The 14,215-nt window shown below is 53.7% G+C and carries 12 protein-coding genes; 1 reads left to right on the top strand and 11 read right to left on the bottom strand.

What is annotated here, in order from left to right; all coding sequences use genetic code 11:
* Positions 1-74 precede the first annotated feature (74 nt).
* The 8 genes from G523_RS0115590 to G523_RS19635 all read right to left on the bottom strand — a co-directional run bounded on the left by G523_RS0115590 (position 75) and on the right by G523_RS19635 (position 8,418).
* The gene (locus G523_RS0115590) at positions 75-815 is read right to left on the bottom strand and encodes a hypothetical protein (protein ID WP_155802840.1); all 741 of its coding nucleotides are present in this window, start codon (positions 813-815) and stop codon (positions 75-77) included.
* Positions 816-907: 92 nt separating this feature from the next.
* Positions 908-1,486 carry a hypothetical protein gene (locus G523_RS0115585; protein WP_022695996.1) on the bottom strand — a complete coding sequence of 193 codons (579 nt, stop codon included), beginning with the start codon at positions 1,484-1,486 and terminating at the stop codon, positions 908-910.
* Positions 1,487-1,517: 31 nt separating this feature from the next.
* On the bottom strand, positions 1,518-2,552 hold the full coding sequence (locus G523_RS0115580) for a hypothetical protein (protein ID WP_022695995.1): 1,035 nt from the start codon (positions 2,550-2,552) through the stop codon (positions 1,518-1,520).
* Positions 2,553-2,562: 10 nt separating this feature from the next.
* Complete coding sequence (gene uvrB, locus G523_RS0115575) at positions 2,563-4,695, bottom strand: excinuclease ABC subunit UvrB (RefSeq protein ID WP_407674764.1); 2,133 nt, start codon at positions 4,693-4,695, stop codon at positions 2,563-2,565.
* A gap of 131 nt (positions 4,696-4,826) precedes the next feature.
* Positions 4,827-5,441 carry a TetR/AcrR family transcriptional regulator gene (locus tag G523_RS0115570; RefSeq protein WP_022695993.1) on the bottom strand — a complete coding sequence of 205 codons (615 nt, stop codon included), beginning with the start codon at positions 5,439-5,441 and terminating at the stop codon, positions 4,827-4,829.
* Between the two features lie 162 nt (positions 5,442-5,603).
* A complete protein-coding gene (locus G523_RS0115565) occupies positions 5,604-6,635 on the bottom strand; it encodes a threonine aldolase family protein (protein ID WP_022695992.1) in 1,032 nt (343 codons plus the stop codon).
* Positions 6,636-6,646: 11 nt separating this feature from the next.
* Complete coding sequence (locus tag G523_RS0115560; protein WP_022695991.1) at positions 6,647-7,417, bottom strand: SDR family oxidoreductase; 771 nt, start codon at positions 7,415-7,417, stop codon at positions 6,647-6,649.
* Positions 7,384-8,418: a sodium:calcium antiporter gene (locus tag G523_RS19635; RefSeq protein WP_022695990.1), complete on the bottom strand. Its 1,035-nt coding sequence runs from the start codon at positions 8,416-8,418 to the stop codon at positions 7,384-7,386. The genes G523_RS0115560 and G523_RS19635 overlap by 34 nt, the downstream gene beginning before the upstream one ends.
* A gap of 481 nt (positions 8,419-8,899) precedes the next feature.
* Here G523_RS19635 and G523_RS0115545 point away from each other — a divergent pair, with 481 nt between their 5' ends.
* Positions 8,900-10,249 carry a globin-coupled sensor protein gene (locus G523_RS0115545; RefSeq protein ID WP_022695989.1) on the top strand — a complete coding sequence of 450 codons (1,350 nt, stop codon included), beginning with the start codon at positions 8,900-8,902 and terminating at the stop codon, positions 10,247-10,249.
* Positions 10,250-10,742: 493 nt separating this feature from the next.
* Here the strand turns inward: G523_RS0115545 and xseA are convergent, their stop codons facing one another.
* The 3 genes from xseA to G523_RS21035 all read right to left on the bottom strand — a co-directional run bounded on the left by xseA (position 10,743) and on the right by G523_RS21035 (position 14,185).
* The gene (xseA, locus tag G523_RS0115540) at positions 10,743-12,320 is read right to left on the bottom strand and encodes an exodeoxyribonuclease VII large subunit (protein WP_022695988.1); all 1,578 of its coding nucleotides are present in this window, start codon (positions 12,318-12,320) and stop codon (positions 10,743-10,745) included.
* A 434-nt stretch (positions 12,321-12,754) separates the two neighbouring features.
* Positions 12,755-13,420, bottom strand: a complete 666-nt coding sequence (locus tag G523_RS0115535; RefSeq protein WP_022695987.1) for a hypothetical protein — start codon at positions 13,418-13,420, stop codon at positions 12,755-12,757.
* 240 nt (positions 13,421-13,660) lie between these two features.
* Entirely contained in the window at positions 13,661-14,185 is a 525-nt protein-coding gene (locus G523_RS21035; protein WP_155802839.1) for a hypothetical protein, read from the bottom strand.
* Between the last annotated feature and the right edge of the window lie 30 nt (positions 14,186-14,215).

The raw sequence follows: 14,215 nt of genomic DNA, 5'->3' as shown, positions 1-14,215 counted from the left end.
GCGACCATTTAAACAATAAAGTTATTCTGGCGAACTTCGTACCTCAGTACGCCTCACCTGCTGCCGGCATAGGATTACTCGTGCGAAGCGGCGTTTTGCTTGCTGACTAGCCCGACATCTCGACCTGTTGCCACAAATTTCTTGTAAGAGCTTTCTACCCGCTCGACCAAAGAATCAAGCGTTGAAGCAGCTTCGGTGTATCTCGGCGGCAAAACGCCCGTAACTTCGGAATCTATATCTGGAAGCATAAGGTACTGCGTCACCTTAATATGGTCACGCGGAACAAAAAAATTCTTATTCATGTGATCGGACAACTGCGCAAGATCGGCAGCAAAATCATCGAACGACTTTTGGACACGTGGATTCACGAATCTATTGGCTTCGTCTTCGAGCAGGCGCAGCATCTTGGAAACCCGGTCTCGGTCTTCACTCCAAATCCAACGATGGTTAAGATTATTCAAAATGGAATTTAGCCGATCCCAAGGCAATACCTCACGGGCCTCACGAAACAATTCCTTATCCTGAAGATACGTGCCAGCTGGCCGATTTTCAATTAACCGATCTCCGAGCAAAGTTAGCAGGCCCATCGCTACTAACATCACCGCGACGATCCACGCGACGTTTCCCTGCCTATCAAAGCCAACTGGCTGCAAAAAATATTCAAACAAGAGATCGTTGAAGTTTACGACAAGCAACATCAGTCCGAAGAGTATGACATATCCTGCATATCTCTGGATGCGCGGAGGCCGCAACTGACGCCATAAATCGAATGCCCATTCGAACCAGCGCTTGATACTGTCAATTCGGTCAGCCACCAGACGGTCATTCTCCATACTGTTGATTTGAATTTGGCTTTGATGCTTTGTCCATTAGTACGGCATACTGGGGAACAGCATTTCGCGTGCTATTAGAATGCCTTGTCTGCACGTTCCGACAAAAGATAAATTACGTGAAATGTTGCGAACAATATTGAGAAAGGCAAATATAGAAAAAAGCTAATTAATACGGTTTCGACGACCTTTGAACAGAGCGGCGAAAGAAACGAAAATACCGCCCCAATGCTCGGTGCATCGAACATATTCACAGCAGCGCCGGAATACAGCAGAACAATAAAGCTTGCTGTCGCCAAATACCCCGTTGCTAAAAGCATAACCTCTCTTAAAGATAATATCTTTTCGACTGGCTGTCCTCTAACCTTCACAATGAGCGTCGGCGCCGGTTCTGGCAGCTCAATATCAAGAAACCTGTTTCTGAGGCTAGCAATTGCCGCGAGCGCAGCAATGTAAAATCCCGGCAGCTGAAGAACGATACTAAAAACCAAATGAGCTAAACCAGTTGGCCCAACCACATCCGGAGGAAACGGCGACCAAGCTGTCAAAAGGGCGACCACAGTGCTTGCCAGTATTGGAAAAGTCCACAAAAGATTTCGTATATCTTTGTGTCGAATTGACCGATATCTCAAGCACTGCGAGATGAGCTTAATCATATTTTGTTCTTATTTTGTTCCATGTCGAATTTCAAGCATCTTTTTTGGTTGCGATAATCCTTTTGCATAGGTGCTCAACAACACCAGTCGAAGCGTCGGATAGACGAGGATCAATATTCTCCAACAAATGAGAGCGTACAAACTTCTTTTGACTAAAATTTTCAGTATCAAGATCGTACTGTACTGTGAAATCTTTGGTTCCGTCGTTCACGGTGAATTCAGCAGCAGACCAATCTTCTGCTGCGGCGTCCACAAGACAGAGCTGAATATCTTCCCATACGTTGCCTGTAAATTTCTTTAAATTCTTCTTATCTACTTTAAACTTTTGTTCGTGAGGCTGAGGATCCAAATAGCTGCGTTGGCCAAAACTGGATTGAACTTCAGTTTTAATCAGCTTTATTGACTTGAGTTGGCCGTCAGTAATCATTTTTATAAAGTCCAGAGAAGCATATCCAAACATATCAACTATAGGACGGTAACCCAACTTTTGTCGGTTTCTGCCGCCTTGCGGCGCCGTCAAATCGTATCCTTCAAAAAGCTTGTGCTCTGACTCTTTATGCGCGGAGTTTACAATGAAATTTATTAGGCCAACGATAAGCGTTCTACTGAGCGTTGGCACGTTCTCCAGCATCGCATAATAGGACTGATTGGTTTCATCTTGCGCATCCAGTTCGATCAGCAGATGGCACGTGTACTCACCATTTTCTCCGCTGAGCCTACCCGCCGTTCTCTGGGCATACGTTGACATGTCAGTATAGACTTTGTCTTGAAAGCGATCATCCATAACACCTAACAACAAGGCCACGTGAGTAGCTTCAGATATGTCATCAGTCGCCGATATCGCTTCGTCGGCTGCATCTCCGCGCAATGCGAAAAATTTGATGTCACGCAGGATTAATGTTTGTTGTCCTTTTTGGGTCTCGTATTTGTTGGAACCTTTTGCGACCGCGGTTTGCAGAAGCGGAATGACATCGCGGAGAGCAATATCCCAAGAAGCTTTTTCAGAACTCGATTTCATGAAAAAGTTGAAGTGAAACACTTTTCGTTCGTTATTCTTTATCTGCAATAGGTGCCCCTCACCCGATCAAATCTAAGTTCTCCTCCCTCAACTTCTTCAGCTCATCCCTCAACCGGGCAGCTTCTTCAAACTCAAGGTCGGCCGCCGCATCGCGCATGCGCTTTTCCAGATCCGCGATGACAGCCTGGAGATTGTGGCCAGAGCCGCCTGAGATTGCAACACTTTCCTCCTGCACGCCGCGCTTGCGCGACTTGCCGCCTTTGAGCTGGGTGCCGGAGCCGCGCTGGTCTGACGGGACAAAGCCTTCCAGAACATCTTTAATGCCGGAGAGCACTGTGACCGGCGTGATGCCGTGCTCCTCGTTATGGGCGATCTGTTTCGTGCGGCGTCGCTCTGTCTCTTCCATGGCGCGGGCCATGGAGCCGGTAACCTTATCGGCATAGAGGACGACCTTCGCCTCAGAGTTCCGGGCGGCGCGGCCAATCGTCTGCACCATGCTCGTCTCCGAGCGCAGGAAGCCTTCCTTATCCGCATCCAGAATGCCGACAAAGGCGCATTCGGGAATATCGAGCCCCTCTCGCAGGAGGTTGATGCCGATGAGCACATCGAACACGCCCATGCGCAGATCTCGAATGATCTCGATCCGCTCCACCGTGTCGATATCGGAGTGCATATAGCGGACCTTCACATCCTGCTCGGTCATGTATTCGGTGAGGTCTTCGGCCATTTTCTTCGTCAGCGTGGTGACGAGGGAGCGGAAGCCGCGCTCTGCGGTCGCCTTGCACTCGGCGATGACATCATCGACCTGATTGGTGGTGCCTGTGGAGACGGGGCGGACCTCGACCGGCGGGTCGACAAGGCCTGTCGGGCGGATGACCTGTTCTGAGAACACGCCGCCTGTGCGCTCCAGCTCCCACGGGCCGGGTGTGGCCGAGACATGGATGGTTTGCGGGCGCATGGCGTCCCATTCCTCGAATTTGAGGGGGCGGTTATCCATACAGCTTGGCAGGCGGAAGCCGTATTCGGCCAGCGTGCGTTTGCGGCTGAAGTCGCCCTTGTACATGGCGCCGAGCTGGGGAATGGTCTGGTGGGACTCGTCGGTGAAGACGATGGCGTTTTCTGGCAGGTATTCGAACAGGGTTGGCGGCGGCTCGCCCGGCTTGCGGCCGGTGAGATAGCGGGAATAGTTCTCAATGCCGTTACAGCTGCCGGTGGCCTGCAGCATTTCCAGATCGAAGGTGACGCGCTGTTCAATGCGCTGGGCTTCGAGCAGCTTGCCCTGCTCGTTAAAGGTGGCGATGGTTTTCTGCAGCTCGTCCTGGATCTTGTCGACGGCCTGATTGAGGGTCGGGCGCGGGGTGACATAGTGGGAGTTAGCGTAGACCTTGATCTTGGTCAGGGGCTGGATTTTCTTACCGGTGAGCGGGTCGAACTCGGAGATGTCCTCGATTTCGTCGCCGAAGAAGGAGATTTTCCAGGCGCGGTCCTCATAGTGGGTGGGGAAGATGTCGATGACATCGCCCTTCACGCGGAAGGTGCCACGGCCGAAGGCGGCGTCGTTGCGCTTGTACTGGAGGGCGACGAGGTCTTGCGTGACCTGTCGGGGGTCGATGCGCTGGCCGGCTTCCAGCTTGAAGGTCATGGCGGTGTAGGTCTCGACGGAGCCGATACCGTAAATGCAGGACACGGAGGCTACGATGATGACGTCGTCGCGCTCCAGCAGGCTACGGGTCGCTGAGTGGCGCATCCGGTCGATGGCCTCGTTGATGCTGGACTCTTTCTCGATATAGGTGTCCGAGCGCGGGACATACGCTTCCGGCTGGTAGTAGTCGTAATAGGAGACGAAAAATTCTACAGCGTTTTCAGGGAAGAAGTCCTTGAATTCGCCGTATAACTGCGCGGCGAGCGTCTTGTTCGGCGCAAGGATCAGAGCCGGACGCTGGGTGCGCTCAATGATGTTCGCCATGGTGAAGGTTTTGCCCGAGCCGGTAACACCAAGAAGAACCTGATCAAATTCGTCTTCGTCTTTGAGACCCGTCACGAGCTCGTCAATGGCCGTAGGCTGGTCACCCGCAGGCTGATATTTGGACTGCAGCTTAAAGACCTTGCCGCCTTCAGACTTCTCCCACTCGCGTTCGGGGCGGTGAGGCGTCCATTCAGACGGGGTCAGCACCTCGACGGCGCCGTCCATAATAAATTGCGAAGCTGGGGCTTCAGACATACCCCGATTACGTGATGATCCTGCCATGTCAGCAATATGGCGGCAGGGACCGGATAGTTCCAGTCAGATATTCATCTTCTGCTGACAGGAGGTGTCAGCAGTCAGCGTGCCATATCCGCTTCCATCGCATCGGCGAGGATTTTGAAGTGCGGCATGAGGAACTCAATACCCTCAGCAGACGTCATATGCGTCTGAAGCATGCGACGCAGTGCCTGTCCGTAGACAAAAAAGAATGTGAGCGGAACGAACTTCAGATAATGCTCAGAAAGCTTCGGGAATTTACTCTCCAAAATCTTCCGCTGAGCCAGACGAAACCCTTTCAGCCGATTATCAACCCGTTCCTGAGAGTCTACATCCCATGAGAACGAATTCGCCAGAACCGTGAGCGTCAGAGCAGGATGCACCAGATCGCGATCCATCTGCGTCTCAGCGAACCGGATAAGCAGCTGGGTCGGCGTCTTAATCTCTTCGTTCTTCATATCCAGGATGGACTGTTTCAGCTCTTCATTGCGCTGCTCGAACGCCTGTTGAAGCAATTCAGCCTTGCTACCAAAATACTGAATGATCAGCGCAGGCGACACGCTGGCCGCTTCCGCAATCTTCCGGATCGTCAATTTTTCGGTGCCAATGTCATTGATAAGATCAATGGTAGACGCGAAAATCCGCGCCCGTGTTTCGACCGACTTTCTATCACTTACGACGTCTTGTTCATTCATCGGCTTTTATGCCTTCCGCAGAAACGTATTTTTGTGTTCAGCCTGCATTATGATCAACACGTATGGAAAGACAGTTTCCGTCGAACCTACGCGCTAACTCGCCTCACCGGCTTACATTCTCCCGATTTTATACAATCGGAAGTTATATTCCCATAAACATGTTTACTTGTCTATCCGTCGACACGCGGCAGCCAGATCATCCACGTCCTTTTGAGACGTATTCCAATGGCAAACAAACCGCACAGACCCATCAATCCATTTATACGCACGTAGCCCTTGTGACAGCAGGCCCTCAAACAATTCGTCCGGCATATGAGCGAATACCTCATTGCCATCTACCGGATGCGCCAGACGCGCCCCCGCTTCACTTGTCAGAATCTCCGCGACGGCTTGCGCTTTTGCATTGGCGATGCGCGCGGAACCAAGCCAGAGATCGCCTTCCAGCATGGCCAGCGCCTGAGCCGAGAGATAACGCATTTTTGGCGGCAAATGCCCTGCCCGTTTTGCACGCGCCTGAAGTTGCGGAAATCGCTCAATCATATCGTTGAAAAGAACAATCAGCTCACAGCCGAGCGCACCGTTTTTGGTAAAGCCGAATGACATGAGATCGACCCCGGCCTTCCAGCTCATCGCTGCAGGCGGCTCCTCACCCGATACAAGTGCATTGGCAAATCGCGCACCGTCGAGATGCACTTTCAAATCCGCGGTGTGTGCAATCTGCGTGAGCGCAGCCGTTTCATCAGCGCTATATCGCGCCCCGGATTCAGTCAGGTTCGTAAGCGACAACGCGGCAGGCGGCGTTTCATGAACAAATCCGCGCTGAATGCCCGCACAAACGGATTTCACATCGTCAGGATTCAGCTTCGCGTGATCGCCGCCGCACAAATGCAGCTTTCCACCGCCAGTGAAGAATTCCGGTGCACCACGCTCGTCACGCTCTATGTGCGCTTCGCGATGGCAGATCACGCTTTCCATGGAGCCGCAAACAATGGATAGAGCCAACGCGTTTGCAGCGGTCCCGGACGCGATGGGAAGCACTTCAACATCGGTCTCGAAGCGCTCCGCGAGCGCCGCCTTCAGCTTCAGCGTTTCGCTGTCCGCCCCATAGCTTGGCTCAGTACCGGAATTTACCTGGTCCAGCGCCTCAAGGATTTGTGGGTGCGCAGGTGCAGACGTATCTGACGAAAAATCCACTTTGTGTGCCTTTAATCAATTGTGTCGACGACGTCGGGTGTCTGCCAGATGAGATGCTGACCACCATCAACAGCAATCATTTGCCCCGTGACAGCATCCGCATCGATAAGGAAGCGAACCGCCTTGACGATTTCGTCCGGATTGGCGCCGCGCTGCGTCAGCGTCGCTGCCACTTCTTTCTGAAACTCTTCTTCGGACTGGAACTCGTTTTTCAGAGTCGGCCCCGGGCCAATGCCGTTTACGCGGATATTCGGCGCGAGCCCCTGAGCGAGGGTTTTTGTTGCACTCCAGAGCGCAGACTTGGACAGCGTGTAGGTGAAGAAGCTTGGGTTCAGCTTCCAGACACGCTGATCAATCATATTAATGATCACACCACGCTGATCTTTACCCAGCATGGCTGCAAATTTCTGCGACAGAAGAATGGGCGCACGCAAATTGACGTCCATATGGAAATCCCAATTGTCGCGTGTGTGCGTCAGAATATCATCGTCTTCAAAGGTGGAGGCGTTATTGATCAGAAGCCCTAAATGCCCGCCAAGCGCATCGGCCGAGGCCTCAACCAGCCGCGCCGCATCATCTTCATCTGCCAGATCGGCCTGAACGAGCTCTGCCGCGCCGCCCACTTCACGCACAGCCTTAGCCGTCGCCTCGGCACCCTCTTTCGAACTGCGATAATGAATGGCGACGTCATAGCCGCGCTCGCCTAAAGCGACAGCAATAGCCCGACCAAGGCGCTGACCTGCGCCGGTTACGAGCGCCCGATTTGCGTGAGTGAGTTCCAAAGCATGCTCCACAGTCTGTCCGCTTCAACAAGAACCGAATCCCACCCCTGCCCCAGCAGATAGAAATGGTTCAGCCCAAACATATAGACCGCATAGCAGAGAACGAAGAAAATACCCGTTAGCCAGCCCATACGACGCCCTGAAAACACGCAAAGCAGGAACATGCCCATCGACACGCCCATGAACCAGTGATCGAGTTCGAAGAAAATTGGCGGCAGATCAACAGGCCCGAGAAGCGCGATAATACCGCCCGCAGCCAGAATGTTGAACATGACCGACCCTGCGACATTGCCCAGCACGACATCCGCCTGCTTACGGAATGCTGCCGCCATTGATGCAGCGAACTCAGGTAGGGACGTACCGACTGCGAGAAGCGTCAGCGCGATAAGTTCATCACCTACGCCAAATGTTGTGGCCAGCCCGGTCGCGCCCTCAATGGCAAAATGAGCACCAGCAGGCAGACCGACGACACCCAGTGCGATAAAGAGTGCTGTTCGCACCCAGCCTGGGAACGGCTCTTCAACTTCGTCTGCAATCAGCTCCTCCGGATTACCGCCCGGAGGGAAAATAAGTGCGGCCAGAATATAAAGACCGAGCCCGACCAGAAAGCCGATGCCAACAGCCGGAACCAGCCCTACGGTCGCGGTTGCCGTGAGCCAGGCCGCCGTCGCGAGCGCCGTAACGGTAACAGCACGCTTCAGGCCCGTTCCCCTGGTCGTCATCGGCATGATGAGCGCAGGGATACCTAACACAAGAAATATGTTGGCGATGTTCGAGCCAATGATGTTGCCGGTCGCAACACCTGGCGCGCCTTTCAACGTCGACTCGATCGCGACGAGCATTTCGGGCGCTGAACTGCCAAAGCCGACGATAAACACACTCGCCAGAATGTGAGACACGCCGAGACGCAGGGCGACCGCAACGGCGCCGCGCACAAGAAAATCCCCTGCGAAGACCAGAAAAACCAGCCCCGCTACGAGTAGCCCGAAATCAAAAAGCATTCAGTTAGAAGCAGACCTAGTCGAGGCGCTTCATGTCGATCAGGTTCAGAAGCGCGAAAACACCAAAAGCCAGACCGAGAGCAACAAATGCGTACATAACAAACTCCTGTTTTGCGTCGGTTTAGCGTGACTTATTCCGAAACGCGAGAGGCCAGAGTGCCGCAAACGTTATTTTGCCGGATTTTTTATCAATGACCTTCTGCAGACAGCAGAAACACACACTTCGTCGATAAATCCAGAAAGAACGACACAACCAATAATCGCCCCTGGGTAGAACTAGGAGCCAATAAAAAACAAAAACCAAACTAAACTGCACTTCAACCTCTCAAATACAGCGGGTGTTTTTTGTCCAACTCTCAAACACTTATAAAAATAGGTATTTGGTAACCATACTCGATTATCGCTAGCTACAACCTGCAGGGTTCCTACGGTAAACTCAGGGGACATTTTTATTAATACTTTTTACAGCGGGGGTATTCTCGTGAGCTCATCAACCGATTTGTCATCCCGTCTCAATTTTCTGAGACTTGACCTCGAAACAATAACGACGCTGCGAGAACTGCGAGCTCCGCTCGAAGATATCCTTCCGGACGTTCTTCGTGAGTTCTATGCTCACGTGGCAAAATATCCTGAGATTGAAAAATTCTTCGATTCCAAAGAACGCGTGGACTTCGCCGCCAACGCCCAATTCCGCCACTGGAAGGTGATCCTGACGGGAGACTTCTCTCCTGAGTACATCAAATCCGTCAAAACCATTGGCACGGTACATGCGCGCATCGGTCTTGAGCCACAATTCTACCTGGCAGGCTACACCTTCCTTGTAGACGAGACGCTGCATCGCCTGGGCGCAAAGTTCGCGAATAAGCGCAAGCTGACTGTCGACTATTCAAAAATCCACAAAATGCAGAGCGCGTTCCTTCGTGCAGCAATGCTCGACATGGATCTGGCTATCCACTTCTTCAATGAAGTTCGTCGTCAGGAAGCTCAACAGAAGACACTGGATTTGGCCGACCTCTTTGAAAAGGAAGTCCAGGCCGTTTCAGGTATCGTGTCCGCTGCTGCCGTCGAACTGGAAGCGAATTCACGTCAGATGACCGAGATCGCAGAGAGCACATATTCTCGCTCCGCCGATCTGTCAGCGTCCATCCTGCAGGCTTCCAACGGCGTCGAAGCCGCATCACGCTCTACAGAAGAGCTTGGCAATGCGGTTGGTGAAATCGCAGAACGCTCTGCAGAAGCGACCAAGGTCACCGCAAGCAGCGCAACAACGGCCGATGAGGCAAACCAGACAATCCAGCGCCTTTCAGCATCTGCCGACAAGGTGAGCGAAGTTGTATCTCTGATTTCCGACATCGCAGCGCAGACAAACCTTCTGGCTCTCAACGCTACGATTGAAAGCGCACGCGCAGGTGAAGCGGGCAAAGGTTTCGCTGTCGTCGCATCCGAAGTGAAGACACTTGCTAATGAAACCGCCAAGGCAACAGAAGAGATCAGCCGCCACATTCAGGAAATGCTGGATACGACCAACAGCGCCGTGAGCGCGATTGCGTCCATTCAGGCCTCGATCACGGAAGTGAACTCGGTGTCTTTGTCCATCAATGCAGCCATCGAAGAACAGACGTCATCCACCCGCGAGATTGCACGCAATACACGTGAGGCTGCGGTTGGTGCACGCTCTGTCAGCGACTCAATTGAAGAAGTCTCCCGCAGCGCCGAAAGCACGAAGAATGTTTCTGAACAGGTCGTTCAGGCATCGGCGGACCTTGGACGTCAGGCTACGACCCTGCAGGGTCAGGTGAACGACTTCCTCGCCCATATTCGCGCGTCTTAATTCGCCCCCCTCCCAAAAGTAAGACGATGCGTTTTGCCTCCGGCCAGCGTTTTTGGCCGGAGGCTTTTTATTTGACTAAGTGCCAAATCAAACCAAATGCAGTTTAGCGAGGCCGAAAGGCCAGACAAAATAAACAAAAATATTTCTTGTGAATAATCCCAACCTGCACTTTGACAGGCCCGCAAAATGCACAAATTTTAACTATGCAGTAATAAAGAACCGCCGTTTCGAACAAAACGCAGACGAACTACCTATAATTCCAATTTGTCGATAACAAAATTATCGAAAGACAAAATGTAAGTATAAACAAAAACGGCAGTTTTATTAACCTTCTTTCAATCTATCCATGTGAAATAGGTAGTGTCGAAAGACGAAGTGGTCCTGGACGTGCGTATCCCCCTCCCTCCCCCACACGTCCCGGTTCAGGCGACCGTCTCTGTTTCCTCCCCCCCCGACCGAGAGACGGTCGCCCTTTCGACCCTCAGATCAGACGCTAGAAAAGAGACCCTTGCGCGCCTTTAGGCGGCACGGCTTTTTTAGGTTTTGGGGCCGCTGGAGGCGCGCCGTCTGCCTGCGTCGTGACATCAACATCACCGTCAGCAAACTGAACCGTCATACGTTGGGCTGCGCGCGCAGAAGCCGCATCTCTGACCAGCTGCCCGTCTGCGCTCTTCACGACGGCATAACCACGCTTCAAAGTCGCCTGATAGGACAGCGCTTCGAGCATATTACCCGCTCGGGACAAGCGGTCCTCAAGTCGTGTCGCCTGCCGGTCGAACGCACGCGCCATACGATCCGCGGCCTGCTGGACTTCGCCCGTATCTTTCGTTTCACGCAGCAGCGCGTCTCCGCGCAATGACAGGCGCTTGGACACAGTCGCCAGCCGGCTTTCACCCAGCGTCGCCTGACGTGTCAGGCCCGCCGTGAGGCGCCTGGACGCCTGACTGACACGATCATCCAGCACCCGCAGGCTGGTCTCCAGCGTTTTCGGACGCAGACGCGGACCAGTCTGATCGAACATGGAGCGCTTTTTCAGAAGGGCAGCCTGCAAAGACTGGGTGAGACGCCCCTCGGCATAGTCGAACCGTTGCTGACGGGATTCCAGCAGCGCCGTCGGGCGCGGAAGGCGCGCAGCCACTGCCGTCAGCTCTCTTTCGCTACGCCGCGAGGTCTGTGTAAGACCGCGCATGAGGCGCTCGCCATAGGCGGTAACCGTCTGCACAAGCTCGGACCGCACCGGAACGGCAATCTCGGCCGCACCTGTTGGTGTCGGCGCTCGTCGATCTGACGCATAGTCGATCAGCGTGGTATCTGTTTCGTGCCCGACCGCTGAGATAAGCGGAATCTGCGAGGCCGCCGCCGCGCGAACAACGATCTCTTCATTGAATGGCCAGAGGTCCTCAATCGAGCCACCACCGCGGGCTACGATAATCACATCAGGGCGCGGCACGGGGCCGTCCGGCGTTAGCGCGTTAAAGCCCTCAATGCCCGCCGTGATCTGCTGGGCAGCGCGATCACCTTGAACAAGTGCCGGCCAGACAAGCACGTGAACCGGAAACCGGTCGGATATCCGGTGGAGAATATCACGAATGACCGCACCGGTCGGACTGGTCACCACGCCAATCACCTTCGGGAAATACGGCAGAGGCTGTTTGCGCGATGTTTCAAACAGGCCTTCGGCAGCGAGCTTCTTCTTACGCTCCTCCAGCAGCGCCATGAGCGCCCCGGCGCCGGCAGGGTTCATCGTATCTGCGATCAGCTGGTAGTTGGAGCGCCCCGGATAGGTCGACAGCTTCCCCTCGGCAACGACTTCCAATCCCTCCTCAGGCCGGAATGGCAGGCGCGACACGCTGCCCTTCCACATGATCGTATTGATGACGGCCTTATCGTCCTTGAGATCGGCATACATGTGACCGGACTTTGCAATCGTTACGCGGCCGAGTTCACCACGCACACGGACACGGTCATACGTTGTCTCGATGGTTCGCTTGATGGACCCCGCAAGCTCTGAAACGGATAGCTCGGGGAGATTGGCGGACGCGGGACGGTCGGAAGGAAAAAAGTCGCTCATACACGTTCATTAGCATGACTGACTGAGTCGCAAAGAGGGGATGGCGTGGCTCCACTGTTCCCCCGGAAAGGCGAAGCGGACGAGCGGAACAAGGCTAGCAATCAAACCATATGTCCGCAGGATCTCGTGAAGACGGGAACCCATGCTTAGATCTGACGGCGTGTTAAATTGGTCAATCTAAGCGTGGATACCCGCCTGCGCGGGTATCTGCGGTATTGCCCAATCTGCGCTCATCCCTGCGCAGGCAGTGATCTGGTGCAACATGTCTGGTCCAGATTCCCGCCTTCGCGGGAATGAGCGAAACACTACGAGCAACGCGAAGGCGCAGCCGGGGTGAGCCAATGGCGAACCGCAAAGGCGAGCAAACAAACATGCACGAGTATCGCCGCAAGGGATTCCCTGCCGCGCATGAGTTTTGATTTGAAAGAGTGAAGTCAGATAGCGAGTGAATGAATAAACGCCGCGCGATTTGGCGGCGGCCATGGCGCTGGCGATGTCGTGATGTGCTGACAAGACGGGAATGCCGGTTGCATCGGCTCATAAAACGCATGGGATATGCGTTCCGCAGGCTCTAGATAAGCCAACGCGCAGATGATCAAACGAGCCAGATGGCTCGCCAGTATTTCTGCGCGTTCAAAGTTTTCGATTGTGGTCTGAAGCCGGTCAGACAGCTCGGCCATTGAGTTGAGGTCACAGCCCTGAACGAGTTCTATGTGAGTCTCTGCTTCATGAGAGCAAACAGCACAGCCTTGAGCGCGCTCTATGCGCCCCAAAGGTGCGCGAGAGCAAACTAAATTGTCGGCTCCACCTTCGGCTTGAGCCGACCTACGCGTTTGTCGCTCACCCATCGGAGTACGCATCGCGTTAGCCGCGAAGGTAAAACCGGCCCGTTCCAGCTGGGTCGAGGCCAGCATACGTACATAGGAATGCACCATAGCGTCGGTTAAAATCACCATCCGAACGAGGTCATGCGGCGCGCGTATTTCGCCCGACGCGTGAAGCCGCAGGCACCAGGCATAAAGCCGCGCAAGGTTCAGCCCGATCAGCTGACCGATCGTCAGCGATGTATAATCAGGGGCAGATGATGGCGCGGGGGTCATACCCCAAGTTTAGGGTGGCGTGCGGTGGGGTTGGATTAGTTTTTGGGTTTTTAGTCGCGGGACGTACTGTCATCCCGGAATGTTTTGACGAAAAACATATCCGGGACCCAGCTGATACCAGAATACTATTCTGGGTCCCGGCTCTTCGCTTCGCTGCGGCCGGGATGACAATGAATTAGCCCCCAAGAAACCATGTACACCGCTTTGTTCTGGCGCATTGGCGAGAAGGAGCAGTAGATTTTAAAACGAAACTGAGCGCCGCTTATAGGCCAACGCTCGTCTTGAAGCATGCCGCAACTGCTGTGTTGGGCCATCAGAAGAACATTTTGCAAGAGCGCCAAGCAGACTAGGCGTCGTGTCGAGCTCTTCGGCCCAACTAATGGCTTTTTCTACCCAATACTCAGTCCCAATGTTAATTCCCGAGACGGCAAGTCCCTCAAAGGGAAATGTATCCACCAAACTCGTCGGCAGGTCGTTTTTTTGAAGGCTCTCAGCGAGCAAATCGAAGAGAGCCTTTCGACTGAAATCGAGCAGTGGCAACAGAAATATGGGGGGCACCGATGGATTTAATTCCGTCACAGATTGAGGACCCGGGACCACCCACCAACCACGTGATGACACCCCAGCGCTTATATTTAAACGCTCAATTGTCACCACAGGTGTCCATCTTATCATCTGGCTCTCGCAATTGCGCGAACGGCTTTCAAACCACTCGACATCCGACGAAATCAATTTTTCCACATGATGATCGAGTGGCTGTTTCAACCGCTTTCTTCCCAGTCATTTTGATCAACG

The sequence above is a fragment of the Ponticaulis koreensis DSM 19734 genome (assembly GCF_000420665.1).
In the GTDB taxonomy this organism is placed as follows: Bacteria; Pseudomonadota; Alphaproteobacteria; order Caulobacterales; family Hyphomonadaceae; genus Ponticaulis; species Ponticaulis koreensis.
This window is presented reverse-complemented; position numbering and strand designations above follow the sequence as displayed.